Source organism: Synechococcus sp. SynAce01, from assembly GCF_001885215.1.
Classification (GTDB): domain Bacteria; phylum Cyanobacteriota; class Cyanobacteriia; order PCC-6307; family Cyanobiaceae; genus Regnicoccus; species Regnicoccus frigidus.
In genome coordinates, this window is the sequence record NZ_CP018091.1 from 2,300,276 (window position 1) to 2,315,824 (window position 15,549).

General features: G+C 66.5%; 15 protein-coding genes and 1 pseudogene. 10 read left to right on the forward strand and 6 right to left on the reverse strand.

Annotated features, from left to right (window positions below):
- Positions 1–8: 8 nt before the first annotated feature.
- Positions 9–1,088, reverse strand: coding sequence for a N2,N2-dimethylguanosine tRNA methyltransferase (locus BM449_RS11990; RefSeq protein ID WP_071801416.1), 1,080 nt, complete (start codon positions 1,086–1,088; stop codon positions 9–11).
- 130 nt (positions 1,089–1,218) lie between these two features.
- On the opposite strand from BM449_RS11990, the gene BM449_RS11995 reads away from it, so the two are divergent.
- Together BM449_RS11995 and ilvN are read left to right on the forward strand one after the other, a co-directional pair.
- Positions 1,219–2,070 (forward strand): alpha/beta fold hydrolase, encoded by an 852-nt coding sequence (locus BM449_RS11995; protein WP_083544545.1) that lies wholly within the window; start codon positions 1,219–1,221, stop codon positions 2,068–2,070.
- 36 nt (positions 2,071–2,106) lie between these two features.
- Entirely contained in the window at positions 2,107–2,637 is a 531-nt protein-coding gene (ilvN, locus tag BM449_RS12000) for an acetolactate synthase small subunit (protein ID WP_071801417.1), read from the forward strand.
- Between the two features lie 12 nt (positions 2,638–2,649).
- On the opposite strand, the gene BM449_RS12005 is transcribed toward ilvN, so the two are convergent.
- Positions 2,650–3,360 carry a peptidylprolyl isomerase gene (locus BM449_RS12005; protein ID WP_071801418.1) on the reverse strand — a complete coding sequence of 237 codons (711 nt, stop codon included), beginning with the start codon at positions 3,358–3,360 and terminating at the stop codon, positions 2,650–2,652.
- A 5-nt stretch (positions 3,361–3,365) separates the two neighbouring features.
- On the reverse strand, positions 3,366–3,953 hold the full coding sequence (locus BM449_RS12010) for a photosystem I assembly protein Ycf4 (RefSeq protein ID WP_071801419.1): 588 nt from the start codon (positions 3,951–3,953) through the stop codon (positions 3,366–3,368).
- A 222-nt stretch (positions 3,954–4,175) separates the two neighbouring features.
- On the opposite strand from BM449_RS12010, the pseudogene psbD reads away from it, so the two are divergent.
- From psbD to BM449_RS12030, 3 genes and pseudogenes are all read left to right on the forward strand, one after another.
- A pseudogene (psbD, locus tag BM449_RS12020) lies at positions 4,176–5,232 on the forward strand (photosystem II D2 protein (photosystem q(a) protein)).
- On the forward strand, positions 5,216–6,604 hold the full coding sequence (psbC, locus tag BM449_RS12025) for a photosystem II reaction center protein CP43 (protein WP_071801421.1): 1,389 nt from the start codon (positions 5,216–5,218) through the stop codon (positions 6,602–6,604). Before psbD ends, psbC begins: the two are co-directional and overlap by 17 nt.
- A gap of 216 nt (positions 6,605–6,820) precedes the next feature.
- Positions 6,821–7,567 (forward strand): YcgJ family protein, encoded by a 747-nt coding sequence (locus BM449_RS12030; protein ID WP_162922881.1) that lies wholly within the window; start codon positions 6,821–6,823, stop codon positions 7,565–7,567.
- Here the strand turns inward: BM449_RS12030 and BM449_RS12035 are convergent.
- The gene (locus BM449_RS12035) at positions 7,548–8,189 is read right to left on the reverse strand and encodes a nucleoside triphosphate pyrophosphatase (protein WP_233830716.1); all 642 of its coding nucleotides are present in this window, start codon (positions 8,187–8,189) and stop codon (positions 7,548–7,550) included. The genes BM449_RS12030 and BM449_RS12035 overlap by 20 nt on opposite strands.
- Positions 8,190–8,228: 39 nt before the next feature.
- Here BM449_RS12035 and BM449_RS12040 point away from each other — a divergent pair, with 39 nt between their 5' ends.
- Genes BM449_RS12040 through BM449_RS12050 form a run of 3 tightly spaced genes read left to right on the forward strand, consistent with a single transcriptional unit; the run spans position 8,229 to position 10,479 of the window.
- Positions 8,229–8,621: an Npun_F0494 family protein gene (locus tag BM449_RS12040; protein WP_071801423.1), complete on the forward strand. Its 393-nt coding sequence runs from the start codon at positions 8,229–8,231 to the stop codon at positions 8,619–8,621.
- A 32-nt stretch (positions 8,622–8,653) separates the two neighbouring features.
- On the forward strand, positions 8,654–10,237 hold the full coding sequence (locus BM449_RS12045; protein ID WP_083544673.1) for a cobyric acid synthase: 1,584 nt from the start codon (positions 8,654–8,656) through the stop codon (positions 10,235–10,237).
- Complete coding sequence (locus BM449_RS12050) at positions 10,234–10,479, forward strand: 2Fe-2S iron-sulfur cluster-binding protein (protein ID WP_071801424.1); 246 nt, start codon at positions 10,234–10,236, stop codon at positions 10,477–10,479. Before BM449_RS12045 ends, BM449_RS12050 begins: the two co-directional genes overlap by 4 nt.
- On the opposite strand, the gene mnmA is transcribed toward BM449_RS12050, so the two are convergent.
- Positions 10,470–11,651 carry a tRNA 2-thiouridine(34) synthase MnmA gene (gene mnmA, locus BM449_RS12055; RefSeq protein WP_071801425.1) on the reverse strand — a complete coding sequence of 394 codons (1,182 nt, stop codon included), beginning with the start codon at positions 11,649–11,651 and terminating at the stop codon, positions 10,470–10,472. The two genes, BM449_RS12050 and mnmA, sit on opposite strands and share 10 nt — an antisense overlap.
- A 51-nt stretch (positions 11,652–11,702) precedes the next feature.
- Between mnmA and BM449_RS12060 the strand changes: the two genes are divergently transcribed.
- Together BM449_RS12060 and BM449_RS12065 are read left to right on the forward strand one after the other, a co-directional pair.
- The gene (locus BM449_RS12060) at positions 11,703–13,316 is read left to right on the forward strand and encodes a bifunctional ADP-dependent NAD(P)H-hydrate dehydratase/NAD(P)H-hydrate epimerase (protein ID WP_071801426.1); all 1,614 of its coding nucleotides are present in this window, start codon (positions 11,703–11,705) and stop codon (positions 13,314–13,316) included.
- A gap of 192 nt (positions 13,317–13,508) precedes the next feature.
- Positions 13,509–14,483, forward strand: coding sequence for a sigma-70 family RNA polymerase sigma factor (locus BM449_RS12065; RefSeq protein WP_071802255.1), 975 nt, complete (start codon positions 13,509–13,511; stop codon positions 14,481–14,483).
- On the opposite strand, the gene pdhA is transcribed toward BM449_RS12065, so the two are convergent.
- Positions 14,455–15,540: a pyruvate dehydrogenase (acetyl-transferring) E1 component subunit alpha gene (gene pdhA, locus BM449_RS12070; protein WP_071801427.1), complete on the reverse strand. Its 1,086-nt coding sequence runs from the start codon at positions 15,538–15,540 to the stop codon at positions 14,455–14,457. The genes BM449_RS12065 and pdhA overlap by 29 nt on opposite strands.
- Positions 15,541–15,549: the final 9 nt, after the last annotated feature.

Consider the following 15,549-nt stretch of genomic DNA (forward strand, 5'->3'; position numbering starts at 1 on the left):
GGGAACGACTACCTATTTAGCGCCTCCGCCACGCCCAGCACCACGGGCCAGGGCGCGTCGGTGCGCACCTGCGCTGGCATCAGGGCGCTGGCGGACGCCGACCAGCCGTCGCCGCGCAGGGCGCTCAGCAGCGCGGCCAGTGCCGGTGGCCCACCGCCCAGTCGCTTGCCGATCTCGGCGGTGGGCCAGCAGCGGGCTGGCAGGCCTTCGTCGTCGGCCAAGCGGGCGAGCAACCGGTTGGCTTCGCGGCCCAGGCTGGGATCAGCTGGGGCCATGGCCGTGAGGGTGGGGCCATGTTGCAAGGGGCCGATCCAGAGTGGTCCGCTCACCGCCAACGGCCGATCGGCACCGCAGCATGGCGCCCAGGCGCGCAGGCTGATCAGCGGCTGCACCTGCTGGTCCCCGCAGCGGTGGCAATAGGCCGTCATACCCAGCTGCCTCTCCTCCGCCTCGGCAGGCCGGCGCCGCAGGCGCACCGCCGTGCGGAAGGTGCGCCCCTCACTGAAACTCAGCAGGGGCTCCAGCCCCCGACCCATCGCCCAGGCCGTGCGGGCGATCACCCCCAGCTGCAGGCGCAGGGCCAACTCCCAGCTGGCTGGATGGGCCCGGGCGGCAGCCCCCAGCAGCCGGATCGCGGCGGGCCGGTCGTGGCCGGTGGGGGAGCGGCCATCGCTGCTGGCCACATAGAGCACTCCGCCGAAGCTGACCGCATCGAGGGCCAGGGGCAGCAGGGCACTCGGGCAGCCGAAGGCATCGAGATCGACCAGCTCGAAGCGTTCCTCCCGGATCAGGCAATCGGCCAGCAGTTTCTGGGCCGTGAGTGTGCTGACCCGCAACGGAGTGGGCAGCCGCAGCCGCAGTGGGGCCAGGTTGGCCTGAAGCAAGGCCAAGCGGTCGGGGTCGGCGTCATTGGCCCACACCGCTTCGGCCTGGCTTTCCTGGCCGTAGCGCAGGGCGCGAATGCCGCAGCCGGCCATCAGGTCGAGCACCCGCAGCGGGCCGCAGCCCGCCAGCTGGCGCGCCAGGAGCACGCCAAGATCCCGCGACGGCCGTGAGCTGGCCTGAAAAAAGCCGCTGCCGAGACGCACTCGGGCGGAAGCTTCGCAATAGTGAGAGTCCTCCTGCGTCGGATCGGCTCCGGTTGTGACAACCCTCTGCCAGCCTGTCGCAACGAGCGGCATCGATTGGGGCGAACATGCGGTTTGGCGGTGGCAGGGGATGGCCTGCCACTGGCGGCAGCTTGGGAATCCAGGCCATCCGCCCCTGCTGTTGATTCACGGTTTTGGCTGTGGCAGCGGCCACTGGCGCCGCACGGCGGGTCCGCTGGCGGCGGCGGGCTGGTGCGTCTATGGCCTCGACCTGATCGGCTTCGGCGATTCCGCCCAGCCGGCCCGCCGCCTCGACAATCGCCTCTGGGCGCGCCAGGTGCAGGCCTTTCTCGAAGAGGTGGTGCAGGCACCGGCTGTGCTGGTGGGCCATTCGCTCGGCAGCCTGGTGGCGCTCAGCTGCGCCGTGTTCTTTCCCGGCTGGGTGCGGGCCGTTGCGGCGGCCACCTTGCCTGACCCCACCTTGCTGGTCGCCGTGCCGCGGCGCCGGCCCCCCTGGCGGCGACGGCTGCAGCGGCTGGTGGTGATCCTGCTCTGCCGGCTGTTGCCGCTGGAGTTGCTGGTCCCGCTGATCGCCCGCACTCCCCTGCTCGATCTCGGCATCCAATCCGCTTACGCCACTGCCGTGATCGGCGACAGCGAACTGCGTCAGCTGATTGCCGCCCCGGCCCGCCGGCCCACCGCCTCCTGGGCGCTGCGGGGCATGAGCATCGGCATGGCGTTGCGGCCACGGCAGGCCACCGCCGCCGCCCTGCTGGCCCGCATGCAGCAGCCCCTGCTGGTGCTCTGGGGCGAGGCCGACCGGCTGGTGCCGATTGAGGTCTCGCGCCAACTGGTGCGTTACAAAAGCGATCTCGAACTGACCTTGCTTGAAGGGGTGGGGCATTGCCCCCACGACGAAGCCCCAGCCGAGTTCAGCCAGCAGCTGCATCCCTGGCTGAGCCGCCTGAAGGCCGCAACGTAATTTGGCCTCAGGATTCCGGGCCCCAGCGAGCGCTGCATGAAGCACACCCTTTCCGTGCTGGTTGAAGACGAATCAGGCGCCCTCAGCCGGATCTCCGGTCTGTTTGCCAGGCGCGGCTTCAACATCGAGAGCCTGGCGGTTGGGCCTGCCGAAGGCAAGGGAGTGTCCCGGCTGACCATGGTGGTGGAAGGGGATCAGTCGACCCTGCAGCAGATGACCAAGCAACTCAACAAGTTGGTCAACGTGCTCAATGTGATCGACCTCACCACGATTCCTTCGGTGGAGCGGGAACTGATGTTGGTGAAGGTCTCGGCACCGCCGGAGCGACGCTCCGAAATCCTCGAACTGATGCAGGTGTTCCGCGCCAATGTGATCGACGTCTCCAATCACGCCCTGATCCTTGAGGTGGTGGGGGATCCAGGCAAGTTGGTGGCCTTGGAGCAGATTCTCGAAAGTTACGGAATTCTCGAGATCGTGCGCACCGGCAAGGTGGCCCTGGAGCGGGCCTCAGGCGTGAACACGGCCTTCCTGAAGATCAGCGCGTCCAGCAAGCGGGTGCCGGCCTGAGGCTCCGCTCTCTCAGGGCTTGCCCTCCACCAGCTCGCCGCCCTCCAGCACGGTGGCCTTGACCAGCTTGTCGCCCTGGCGGATCTTGTCCACCACCTCCAGGCCCTTGACCACACGGCCGAACACCGCATAGCGGCCATCGAGCTCCACCAGGGGTTTGAGCGCGATATAGAACTGGGCGCTGGCCGAATTGGGATCAGCCGAGCGGGCCATGGCGATCGCTCCGCGTTCATGTTGCAGGCGCAGCTGCCCCAGCTCAGCGGGATTGGTCAGCTCCTGGCCGTAGCGGGGTTCCGCCTCGCCTTTGAGTGCGATCTCCAGCGGCACGAAGCGGGCCTGGCCGCTGGTGGGATCAAGAAAACTGCCGGTTCCGTACAGGTTGGCCGGCACCTTGGCATCGGCACTCTGGGGATCGCCGCCCTGCACCACGAAGGGCGAAGGTTCGCGCACCACCCGGTGAAACACGGTGTTGTTGTAGGTGCCCCGTCGCACCAGATCAACGAAGTTGCCTGCTGTCAGCGGCGCCGCCTCACCGTCGAGTGAAACCTGCACCTCGCCGCGGCTGGTCTGCAGAGCCACCAGGGCCTGGCCGCTCAGGCAGGGGCTGGTTGCGGCTTCGCAGCCGATGGAGCCTTTGACCGGATCGGCTGCGCAGGCCGTGAGCCCCAAGGGCGAGAACAGCAGCAAGCCGACGAGCAGAACGCGGGGAAAAGAGATCGCCATTGGATTCAGACGCCCTCCAGGGGCACCTTGAGGAAACGAGCCAGCTCAGCACCGCTCTGCTCGAGTTCGGCCAGGGGAAGGGGTTCGCCGATCCGGGTCAGGGGTAGATCGCGGCGGCCCTGCAAGCGCAGAGCCAGGCGGCGGCGGGGATTGATCCCATCGCGCACATCCACCTTGACCGCCTGGATGTCGCGCAGGGGCAGGTCGAAGCGAATCCACTGGCGAAAGCCCCGCCGACTGATGGTGGCGGTGCCACTGGTCTGATCGAAACGGTTGCTGCCGGCGCCGACATCGATAGCGATCACCCCCCAGAGGTAGGTGGAGAGCAACAGCGCCGCGATCCCGTAGGCCCCCATCACTAGCCCTTGGGGAACCCAGACGAGGGCAGCGGGGTGGCCGATCGGCATCAGGTCGATCCCCAGCTTGCTGGAGAGGCTGGCGAGCAGGAAACCGGCTCCGCCGGCTGTCACAGCCAGGGCGACAACCAGATTCGAGGGCCGCCGGGAGCCCAGCACCGCCTGATCGAGCACCTGGGAGGAATTGCCAGCCGGTGGCCGGGGCGGCGAGGCGGCCGAGGAGGAGACCGAAGCCATGGGGGACGCAGCAGGGCGGAGACCTGCCATCTTCGCCTTCCCGGCGCAGCCCTGCGGGCGGGGCCGCAGCGATCGGGCCGCCCTGAATGGGAAGAAATACCTAAAACCCTGGCTGCAGCGGCGATGTCAGGCCGTTGCAAGGTCCCCCGCTACCACCTCCCAGATTGTTACCATCGCCGGGTATTTCATCGACAAGCGGGTTTCCGACCTGCCTATGCACCCATGACGATTGCTCTAGGGCGCGCGCCAGCAGCCCGGGGATGGTTTGACGTCCTCGATGACTGGCTCAAGCGCGACCGTTTCGTTTTTGTGGGCTGGTCCGGCCTGCTGCTGTTCCCCACGGCCTACCTGGCCCTGGGCGGCTGGCTGACCGGCACCACCTTCGCGACCTCGTGGTACACCCACGGGATCGCCAGCAGCTACCTGGAAGGCTGCAATTTTCTCACCGCAGCGGTGAGCACCCCGGCCGATGCGATGGGCCACAGCCTGTTGCTGCTCTGGGGCCCGGAAGCCCAGGGCGATTTTGTGCGCTGGGTGCAGCTGGGTGGCCTCTGGCCATTCGTGGCGCTGCACGGCGCTTTCTCGCTGATCGGCTTCATGCTGCGTCAGTTCGAGATTGCCGCCTGGTGGGCATCCGCCCTACAACGCGATTGCCTTCTCCGGCCCGATCGCGGTGTTCGTGAGCGTCTTCCTGATCTACCCACTGGGTCAGAGCAGCTGGTTCTTCGCACCGAGCTTCGGTGTGGCGGCGATCTTCCGCTTCCTGCTGTTCCTGCAGGGCTTCCACAACTGGACCCTGAACCCGTTCCACATGATGGGCGTGGCGGGGATTCTGGGCGGTGCGCTGCTGTGTGCCATCCACGGCGCCACGGTGGAGAACACGCTGTTTGAGGATTCCGATCAGTCGAACACCTTCAAGGCGTTTGAGCCGACGCAGGAAGAAGAGACCTACTCGATGGTGACGGCCAACCGTTTCTGGAGCCAGATCTTCGGGATTGCGTTTTCCAACAAGCGCTGGCTGCACTTCTTCATGCTGTTCGTGCCTGTGATGGGCCTGTGGACCAGCAGCATCGGCATCATTGGCCTGGCGCTGAATCTGCGTGCGTATGACTTTGTGAGCCAGGAGATCCGGGCGGCTGAAGACCCGGAATTCGAGACCTTCTACACGAAGAACATTCTTCTGAATGAAGGCCTGCGTGCCTGGATGGCACCGGCAGACCAGCCCCATGAAAACTTCGTCTTCCCTGAAGAGGTCCTCCCCCGTGGTAACGCTCTCTAATCCTTCCCTTGTTGCCGTTGGCGGCAAGGATCTTGACTCCACCGGCTACGCCTGGTGGGCAGGCAATGCCCGCCTGATCAACCTCTCCGGCCGACTGCTGGGTGCCCACGTGGCCCACGCCGGCCTGATGGTGTTCTGGGCAGGCGCGATGATGCTGTTCGAGGTGAGTCACTACAGCCTCGATAAGCCGATGTACGAGCAGGGCCTGATCCTGTTCCCGCACGTCGCCACCCTTGGCTACGGCGTCGGCCCCGGCGGCGAAGTCACCAGCCTCTATCCCTTCTTTGTGGTCGGTGTTCTGCACCTGATCAGCTCCGCCGTGCTTGGCCTCGGCGGCCTTTATCACGCCCTGCGTGGCCCTGAAGTGTTGGAGAACTATTCCTCCTTCTTCTCCCAGGACTGGCGTGACAAGAACCAGATGACCAACATCATTGGTTATCACCTGATCCTGCTGGGCGTCGGCGCCTTGCTGCTGGTCTTCAAGGCCATGTTCTTCGGCGGTGTCTACGACACCTGGGCACCGGGTGGTGGTGACGTGCGCATGATCACCAACCCCACCTTGAGCCCTGCCGTGATCTTCGGCTATCTCACCGCCGCTCCGTTTGGTGGCGAGGGCTGGATCATCGGTGTCAATTCAATGGAAGACATCATCGGTGGCCACATCTGGGTCGGCCTGATCTGCATCTTCGGTGGCATCTGGCATGTGATCACCAAGCCCTTCGGCTGGGTGCGTCGTGCCTTCATCTGGAACGGTGAGGCCTACCTGAGCTACAGCCTCGGCGCCTTGAGCCTGATGAGCTTCATCGCTTCCACCTTCATCTGGTTCAACAACACCGCCTATCCCTCCGAGTTCTACGGCCCCACCAATGCCGAGTCTTCGCAGGCCCAGAGCTTCACCTTCCTGGTGCGTGACCAACGCCTCGGTGCCAACATCGGTTCGGCCATGGGCCCCACCGGCCTGGGTAAGTACCTGATGCGCTCCCCCACCGGTGAAATCATCTTCGGTGGTGAAACCATGCGTTTCTGGGACTTCCGCGGCCCCTGGCTCGAGCCTCTGCGTGGCCCGAATGGCCTCAGCCTCGACAAGCTCCAGAACGACATTCAGCCCTGGCAAGTGCGCCGGGCGGCTGAATACATGACCCACGCTCCGAACGCCTCCCTCAACTCCGTGGGCGGCATCATCACCGAGCCCAACTCGGTGAACTTCGTGAACGTGCGTCAGTGGCTCTCTGCCACCCAGTTCATCCTGGCCTTCTTCTTTCTGGTCGGTCACCTCTGGCATGCGGGCCGCGCCCGCGCCGCAGCGGCCGGTTTCGAGAAAGGGATCGACCGCAAGGCCGAGCCCACCCTGGCCATGCCTGATCTCGACTGATCTCGCGAACCATCCAACGTTCACGGTTCATTCGTTCAGGGTTCATTCACCCCCCTTACCCCCGCATTTGCGGGGGTTTTTTCATGGGCAGAACAGATCAGAGGTCAGGCCAGAAACCAGACCAGCCTTGTCATCACCTCAGCCTTGAGAGAAACAGTTGGGACAGGTTTGATCGATCGATCGTTCCTACGTTTGAAGGATCAACGCTGTGATCCCGTGCCTCTCCATCCATTCACCGGCCGCGTCCTTGCCTATGCGGCCCTGCCCTTGGCCTTGCTGCCTGTGGCTGCTAGAGCCAGCACGATCGATTTTCCCCGCCAAGGCGTGGTCTGCGATCTGCCTGCCAGGAGGTGCTACACCGCCCAAGGTGTTTCTTTGGCGCTCACCCGCGAATTTTTCGGCAGCTACGCCGAGCGTGAACTGAGTTCCACTCAGTCGGGCAACAGGCGCTCGAATCAGTTCAAGTTGAGCGATGGAGATGTCTGCGATCTGCGCCAGCAAACCTGCTGGGATGACGGCCGGGGAGGCAAGAACGTCAGCAACGCGCTCAGCAGGCAACTGTTCGGCAGCAACGGAGCCTGGGGAAACAACGGCTCGCAGCAATCCGCCCAAGGCAGCCGCTCCTGTGAGCTTCGCCGGGGCAACCGTGGCCTTTTCGACGGCTCCTGCCAGCTCAATCGGCGCGAAACGTCCAATGGGACCGCCTACAACGTGGAGCTCAGTGATGGACGGCGATACAGCTTCTTCAACCGGGATGGACGGCTGGTGATGCGGGACGCCAACAATGTCCTCAGGCCCGCCCAGATCAGCAACCGCAACGGGGCCGTGGCCTTCCGCTGGGATGATCTGCAACTGTCAACGCGGAATCCAAGCTGGGGAAACCAGGGGCCGCAGGGGAGCAGCAGCGATTTCAACCCAACCAGCAACTTCCTCCAGGACGTCTTCAGCAACCTGTTTCGTTGACGGCTGACTCTTCTTGCAACCAGCGCCGCAACAGCGGCAGGCTCAGGCCGATCACGTTGCTGAAGCAGCCCTCAATCTGCTCCACCAGTAGGCCACCGCGGCCTTCAAGCGCAAACCCACCGGCGCAGTGCAATGGTTCGCCTGTAGCCACATAGCTGTCAATTTCGGCGTCGCTGAGGGCCGCGAATTGAACCCTGGTGGTCACTGTGGTCAGCTGCAGTGGTGCCAATACGGCCGGCCCGCGGCGCAGGCAGTGGCCGGTGTGGAGCTCCGCCCACTGGCCCGCCATCCTTCGCCAGCGCCGGCTCGCCTCGGCGGCATCGACGGGCTTGCCAAACACCTCGTTGTCAAAGACCAGCACGGAATCGCAACCCAGCACCAGCTCCTCCACTCCGACTCCGGCTCCGGCCAGCGCTTCGGCTTTCGCCCTGGCCAGCCGTTGCACCAGTAGCTCTGCTGCCAGCTGAGGCGCCCCGGACGCAATCGCGTCTTCGTCAACGCCACTGACGGCGTAGCGGTGTGGAATGGCGGCCTGCTCCAGCAGGCGCCGGCGCGCCGGCGAGGCGGAAGCGAGCAAGAGAGCCTGCATCGGCAGATCGTGGCAGCAGACGGTGGCTGTCATCCTCGACCGTCGCTGCCGGTTATCCAAGAGAATCGTGGGATGGAGAGCGATTCCCCAAGCAGTCCTGCACTTATCAGTGACGCCCGCTCGCTCAGCCGTGCCGCCAGCGGTCTGCGCTGTCTGCCCTTCTCGCGGGCGTTCTATGCGCTGGTGCAGGGCGAGGCGATCAGCAGCGAGGCGCTTTGCCAACGCTCCGATTGGCGCAGGTTCTGTTTCGTCTCGATGGGTCCCGACCGGGTCGAGGAGCATTTCCTCTGGCTGATCAAGCTCGGTGTGCTCCGCCGTGAGGTGGATGGCCAGGGCCTGACTGAGCGCGTGCGGCTGACGCCGATGGGGCGTGAGCTGGTGGCCGGCTGGCCTGGTGAGATTCCCCGGGCCGCTCTGGCGGAGCGGATCCACCAGAACCTGCGCCGTCACCGGCCCCGGCTATGAGCGGCCGCCAGCTGGGGCATCCCCACGCCCTGATGGTGCTGGGCACCAGCAGTGGCGCTGGAAAATCACTGATGACAGCGGCCCTCTGCCGGGTGCTGCGCCGCCGCGGTGAGCAGCCCCTGCCCTTCAAGGGGCAGAACATGAGCCTCAATGCCTGGGTCGACCGCGATGGCGGCGAGATGGCCTACAGCCAAGCCCTGCAGGCCTGGGCGGCGGGCCTGGAGCCGGAGGTGGCGATGAATCCGGTGCTGCTCAAGCCCCAGGGCGATAGCCGCAGCGAGCTGATTCACCTGGGTCAGTCGGTGGGGGTCGCCCAGGCGGAGCACTACTACCGCGACTGGTTCCGCCCCGGCTGGCAGGCGATCCGCCAGGGCCTGGCCAGCCTTCAGGACTCCCATCCCGGCGGACGGCTGGTGCTGGAGGGGGCCGGCAGCCCGGTGGAGGTGAACCTGCAGCACCGCGACCTCACCAATCTGCGCCTGGCCCAGTTCCTGGGGGCCCGCTGCCTGCTGGTGGCCGACATCGAAAGGGGTGGCGTGTTTGCCCAGATCATCGGCACCCTGGCCCTGCTGCGGCCCGTTGAGCGGCCCTTGATCGGCGGCATCCTGATCAACCGGTTCCGCGGCCGGCGCTCCCTGTTCGATGAAGGCCGCCGCTGGCTGGAGCGGGAAACCGGGATTCCGGTGCTGGGGGTGATGCCCTGGCTCGATGAACTCTTCCCCCCCGAAGACTCCCTCGATCTGCTTGAACGGCGCGCCCGTAAACCCGACGCGGAGCTGGAGATCGCCGTGATCCGGCTGCCGTCGATCAGCAATTTCTCCGATTTCGATCCGCTCGAAGCCGAACCGAGCGTGAGGCTGCGCTGGCTGCGCCCCGGCGAGGCGCTCGGCCGCCCCGATGCCGTGCTGATTCCCGGCAGCAAGCAGACACTGCGCGACCTGGCAGCCCTCAAAGCCAGCCCCATGGCGGCGGAGCTGGAGCGCTTCGTGGCTGGGGGTGGCCACCTGTTCGGACTCTGCGGTGGCCTGCAGATGCTGGGAAAGGCCCTGGAGGATCCCGAGGGGCTGGAGGGTGGCGGCGGTGCCGGCGGGGGTGGAGGCACTGTGGCGGGCCTCGGCTATTTGCCGCTGCTCACCCGCTTCGGCGCCGCCAAGGCCCTGCGCCAGTGCCAGGCCCAGGCCCTCTGGCCCGCTCCGGCTGATCTGGAGCTGGCGGGTTTCGAGTTGCACCGGGGCCTCAGCCAGGTCTTGGAGCCCGAGATGGAGAACGGCCTGGAGCAAGGCCATGGCTGCCGGCCTCTGGCCAGTGCGGCCGATCTGGGCTGGTGGCAGCCCAGCGCCGGCGGTGGGGTGGTGGCCGGCACCTACCTGCATGGGGTGTTTGAAAGTGGCCCCTGGCGTCGCCGCTGGCTGAATCAACTGCGGAGGCAACGGGACCTGCCCGCCCTCAGCGAAGACCAGCCCCACCACAGCTGCCAGCGCGAGGCCCTGCTCGATCGTCTCGCTGATGCCTTCGAGGCCCACGTGAACCTGGAGCCGCTGCTGGCTTTGCCCAGACGCCAAACCGATCTGCCACCCAGAATGGCCCTGCCGCTCGGTTCGCCCCTGTTGCCGTGACCCCTTCCCTGGTCAGGATCACCTGGCCCGATGGCCGCACTACCCTCGAACCCAGCGGCCGTGACTGGCTGGCAGCGGCGGCGGCTGCAGGTCTGTTGATCCCCACCGGTTGTCTGGGGGGAAGCTGCGGGGCCTGCGAAATCGAGGTCAATGGGCGTGTGGTACGCGCCTGCATCAGCAGCGTGCCTCCGGCCCGCAGCGGTGCCCTGGCGGTGTCTCTCGCCAGCGATCCCTACTGGTGAGAGGCCGCCGTGGCAGGTTCCGGCTGAATCAGCCCACCGCCCAGCAGCACGGCACCGTCGTAGAAGACCGCCGCCTGGCCCGGGGTGATCGAGAACTGTTCCTCCTTGAACTGCAGCTGGCAGCGGGCCGGCCGGCCTGCGGCCGCATCGGCGAGGCTCGGCTCCAGCGGCGTCAGCAGGGCCTGCACCGGCGCGCTGCGGTAACGCACCTGCACCTCCAGCTCCAGCGGCCGCTTGGGTGGGTCGATCGACACCCAGTTGACCGCCCCGACCAGGCAACCGCCACGGGCCGCCTCAGAGCGCGGCGCTACCACCACCCGGTTCATGGCCGCATCGATGCGCAGCACATGCAGCGGCTCGCGCCAGGCCACGCCCAAGCCTTTGCGTTGGCCGATGGTGAAGTGCTCGATGCCGTCATGGCTGCCGAGAACCGTGCCATCGGCCAGGCAGATTTCGCCCTGACGGGGCGGCAGGTAGGCATCGAGGAACGCCTTCATCGAGCCGTGATGGTCGGCTAAGCAGAGGTCCTGGCTTTCTGGCTTGGAGGCGGTGCGCAGCCCGAGCCGTTCGGCTTCCAGCCGGGTGTCGGCCTTGCTGATCTCGCCGAGGGGAAAGACCAGCCGCTCGAGCACGGACTGCGGCAGGTCGTAGAGGAAATAGCTCTGGTCTTTCTGGCCATCGAGGCCGCGCAGGAGCTGGGTGCGCCCGCTGGGGCTCAGCTCCGCCGGCAGCAGCCGGGCGTAGTGACCGGTGGCGATCCGGCCAATCCCCCGCTGCTCGGCCGCCCACTCGAGCATGGGCGTGAATTTCACTTCCCGGTTGCAGCGCGAGCAGGGAAGCGGGGTCACGCCTGCGGCGTAGCCCTCAACAAGAAAATCGATGATTTCGGCCTTGAAGCGTTCGCGCGAATCAACTACGTGATGGGGCACCGCCAACTGTTCGCAGATGCCGGCGGCATCGACGAGGCCCTCGGCGCAGCAGCTGCCCTTGCCGCTCATCAGCCAGAGGGTGAGTCCTTCCACCTGCCAACCGGCCTGCACCAGCAAGGCCGCGCTCAAGGAGCTGTCGACGCCGCCGGAGAGACCCACCGCCACGCGCTGTTCACCCGGCCAGGCGCGCAGGCGCTCGATCGCCTCAGCTGTTGCCTGGGTGGGGGAGGAAGAGCTGGTCAAACCGGACGACCTCAACGCTGAAACGGAGCAGAACTAGGCGCTGCTCCCATCATGGGACCAGCCCGCGCCGATGCCGCCGTGTTCCTATGGCCCGCTCCGGATGCCGCCCACCTGCTGGTGCGCTCCGAGCAGATGGCGGCCCTGGAAGCTGCCCTGTTCGCCAGTGGTCTGCCGGTGGCGGCCCTGATGGAAAAGGCGGCCCTGCAGATCAGCCGCCGGCTGCTGGCCCAGCCCGCGCGGCTGGCCGCTGGCGTGCTCGTGCTGGTGGGTCCGGGCCACAACGGTGCCGACGGGCTGGTGGTGGCGCGGGAACTGCACTTGGCGGGCGTCGCCGTGCGGATCTGGTGCCCCTTCGAGCGCCAGAAACCCCTGGCCGCAGAACACAGGCGTCATGCCTGCTGGTTGGGGATCCCGGCCCTGACGGCTCCGCCAGACCCCGTTGATGCGGCCCTTTGGATCGATGCCCTGTTCGGCATCGGCCAACACCGCGTGCCGGCTGAGGATCTCCAGCAGCTGTTCGCCGAGCGGCAGGCCGCCCGAGCCGGCCAGCTGGTGGCCATCGACGTGCCCACCGGTCTCTGCGCCGATGGGGGCCGGGTTCTTGGGCGCGTGGCGGCCTGCGCCAGCCAGACGTTTTGTCTGGGATTGCTCAAGCAGGGCCTGGTGCAGGACAGCGCCCTGGCCTGGGTGGGCCAGCTGGAGCGATGCGATCTGGCCCTGCCCGCCGCCCTGCTGGCGACCTTGCCTCTCGATCAGCCGCTGGGCCTGGGCGCTGCCGACCTGAAAACGGCGCCCAGGCCTGTTCTGCCGCCTGAGGCCGCGAAATACGGCCGGGGCCGGCTGCTGGTGGTCGCAGGTAGCGATCGTTACAGGGGTGCGGCTTTGCTCAGCCTTTTGGGTGCCAGCGCCAGCGGCTGCGGCAGCCTTCGGGCTGCGCTGCCGGCTGCCGTGGCGGCCGGTCTCTGGGCGGTGCAGCCCCAGGTGGTGATGGAGGCTGCCCTGGAGGAAAGACCCACCGGTGGCCTGGCCCTGGCTCCGCTGGCTGTACCGGGGGTTTTGGACCGCCTCGATGCTGTTTTGCTCGGCCCGGGCATCGGCCTTGGATCGGGGATCGGCGGCGGGACGGCTTGCGCTGACGAACCTGCCTGGCAGGCCCTGCAGGACTTCCCGGGCTTGTTGGTGCTCGATGCCGATGGCCTCAACCGGCTCGCTGGCGGAGCGGCGGGGACGGCGGGCACCACCTGGTTGCAGCAGCGCCGGGGACCGACCTGGCTGACCCCCCATGCCGGCGAATTTGCCCGACTCTTTCCCGATCTCGCCGGCAGGCCCCCGCTCGAGGCCGCCGCCGCCGCCGCGGGGCGTTGCCAGGTTTCGGTGTTGCTCAAGGGGGCTCGCAGCGTGGTGGCCTCCGCCGATGGTCGGCGCTGGCAGCTGCTGGCGGCGGCGGCCGCCGCTGCCCGCGCCGGACTGGGAGACGTGCTGGCCGGCTATGCGGCCGGACGGGGGGCCGCTGCGGGCTGCGGCGAGGGCGGGGCCCTGCTGGCCGCTGCGGCCCTGGAGCATGCCCAGGCCGGCTTGGCGTGCTGCAAGGAGCTGGGCGAGGGCGCAGCGACGCCCCAGGCGATTGCCCAGCAGTTGGCCGGACGTGCTGGCCGGGTGGCTTAGTGGAGGTCAGCAAGCCTGATCATCCAGATCAGTAACCCTGAAGTTCACTGCAACCACTGATAGCCGAGCCGAAGCGAGAGGCCAGTGACAGTATCTGTTGTGTTGTTTTGCACTTAGGCCCTGGAACAGTTGTTGAAATCACATCCAGGAATTGGTATTTCCAAGAGATTGGCGATCAACTTTTCAGGATTCATGCCAGTCGCCAGTCTTCAGATCAGGGAAAGCAGTCGTCGGCGTAGCAACGATCCCGTCAGCTGGTACCTGGCCACGATCGGGCGCGAACCGCTGCTCACCCCAGCCGAGGAGATCGAACTGGGCAATCAGGTCCAGACGATGATGCGCTTGTTGGAGAACGGTGAGCCCGCCTCTCCAAGCGAGCGTCAGAAGAAGTTGTTGCGCATCGGCCGGCGCTCCAAGCAGCGGATGATGAAGGCCAACCTGCGGCTGGTGGTCAGCATCGCCAAGAAGTACCAGGGCCGGGGCTTGGAGCTGCTGGACCTGGTTCAGGAAGGATCCCTGGGCCTGGAGCGGGCCGTGGAAAAATTTGATCCCACCCGCGGCTACAAATTCTCCACCTACGCCTTCTGGTGGATCCGCCAGAGCATGACCCGGGGGATCGCCTGCCACTCGCGCACGATTCGCTTGCCGGTCCATCTTGGAGAACGGCTCAGTGCCGTGCGCCGGGTGAGCCTGGAGCTGGCCCAGAAGCTGGGTGCCATGCCCAGCCGCAGCGAGATTGCCGAAGCCATGGCGATCCCGATCGAGGAGCTTGATTCGTTGCTGCGTCAGTCGCTGACCACATCCAGCCTGGATGCGCCGATCCATGGCGACGAGGGTCGCAGTTCCCTTGGCGATCTGATGGCCAACCCGGCCAGCCAGGAGCCCCTGGAGCTGCTGGAGCGGGCCATGCACCTGGACCAACTCGAGGCCTGGCTTGGCCATCTGTCGGAGCAGGAGCGCAAGGTGCTGGAGATGCGCTACGGCGTCAATGGAGCCCAGCGCAGCACCCTGGCCGAAATCGGCCGACTGATGCAGGTGTCAAGGGAGCGGGTGCGGCAGGTGGAGCTCAAGGCCCTAGGCAAGCTGAGGGCCCTCACAGAGCAACCGCGAACGGAGCAGCTACGAACAGTGCAGCCACTCAGTCTTCAGCCCAGATGTAGCGGGTGAGTTCGCTGGGGTCGGGTTCCGGAGCCGCCACAGCAAAACTGACCGCGTCAGCCACTTCGGCGTCGATCTCCGCTTCGATCGCCTTGAGCTCCTCGGCCGTGGCCAGCTCGCCGCTGATCAGCTGGGCGGCCAGGGCCTTGATTGGATCGCGCTGGGCCCAGAAGGCTTTTTCCGCCTCGCTGCGCAGTTCGTCGGGATCGGCCAGGGAATGACCCCGGAACCGGTAGGTGAGGCACTCCAGCACCGTGGGGCCGTCGCCTGCTCTGGCCCGCTTGACCGCCCGCTGGGCAGCGGCGCGAACCGCCAGCACGTCCATGCCATCCACCTCTTCGCCGGCCATGCCGAAGGCGGCCGCTTTGCGCCAGATCTCCGGTTCACTGGTGGCCCGTTCGTGGGCCATGCCGATCGCCCACTTGTTGTTCTCAACCACGAAGAGAATGGGCAGTTTCCAGAGCGCCGCCATGTTCAGGCACTCAAAGAACTGACCGTTGTTGCAGGTGCCGTCACCGAAGAAGGCGGCGGTGACGGAATCGCTGCTGGCATCCCCGAGGCCATCGCGCTTGTAGCGGCTGGTGAAGGCGGCTCCGAGAGCCACCGGAATCCCCTCGCCGATGAAGGCATACCCGCCCAGCAGATGGTGCTCGCGTGAGAACAGGTGCATGGAGCCGCCACGGCCCTTGCTGCAACCGGTGGCCTTGCCGAACAGTTCGCTCATCACCTCACGGGCCGGCACGCCGCAACTAAGGGCATGGACGTGGTCGCGGTAGGTGCTGCAGAACCAGTCGTGCTGGGCCTTCATCGCCTTGATCACCCCGGTGGCGACGGCTTCCTGGCCGTTATAAAGATGCACGAAGCCGAACATCTTGCCCCTGTAATACATCTCGGCGCACTTATCTTCAAAGCGCCGGCCCAGGGTCATGTCGCGGTAGAGCATCAAGCCCTCCGAACGGTTCACCATGGCCGGAGCGGCAGCGGCGAAGGCGGCCAGGCGTTGGGCGTGGCTGCCGACGCTCTCTGGCGCTTCAGCGGGGAGTGTGACAGCAAACTCCTGGGTCATGGCAGGGAT

Coding starts and splice junctions, on each gene's coding strand:
- BM449_RS12040 (WP_071801423.1), top strand. CDS start 8,229: ATGGAGAGCGATTCCCCAAGCAGTCCTGCACTTATCAGTGACGCCCGC.
- BM449_RS12005 (WP_071801418.1), bottom strand. CDS start 3,360: ATGGCGATCTCTTTTCCCCGCGTTCTGCTCGTCGGCTTGCTGCTGTTC.
- BM449_RS12045 (WP_083544673.1), top strand. CDS start 8,654: ATGGTGCTGGGCACCAGCAGTGGCGCTGGAAAATCACTGATGACAGCG.
- BM449_RS12065 (WP_071802255.1), top strand. CDS start 13,509: ATGCCAGTCGCCAGTCTTCAGATCAGGGAAAGCAGTCGTCGGCGTAGC.
- ilvN (WP_071801417.1), top strand. CDS start 2,107: ATGAAGCACACCCTTTCCGTGCTGGTTGAAGACGAATCAGGCGCCCTC.
- pdhA (WP_071801427.1), bottom strand. CDS start 15,540: ATGACCCAGGAGTTTGCTGTCACACTCCCCGCTGAAGCGCCAGAGAGC.
- BM449_RS12010 (WP_071801419.1), bottom strand. CDS start 3,953: ATGGCTTCGGTCTCCTCCTCGGCCGCCTCGCCGCCCCGGCCACCGGCT.
- BM449_RS12060 (WP_071801426.1), top strand. CDS start 11,703: ATGGGACCAGCCCGCGCCGATGCCGCCGTGTTCCTATGGCCCGCTCCG.
- BM449_RS11995 (WP_083544545.1), top strand. CDS start 1,219: ATGGCCTGCCACTGGCGGCAGCTTGGGAATCCAGGCCATCCGCCCCTG.
- BM449_RS12035 (WP_233830716.1), bottom strand. CDS start 8,189: ATGACAGCCACCGTCTGCTGCCACGATCTGCCGATGCAGGCTCTCTTG.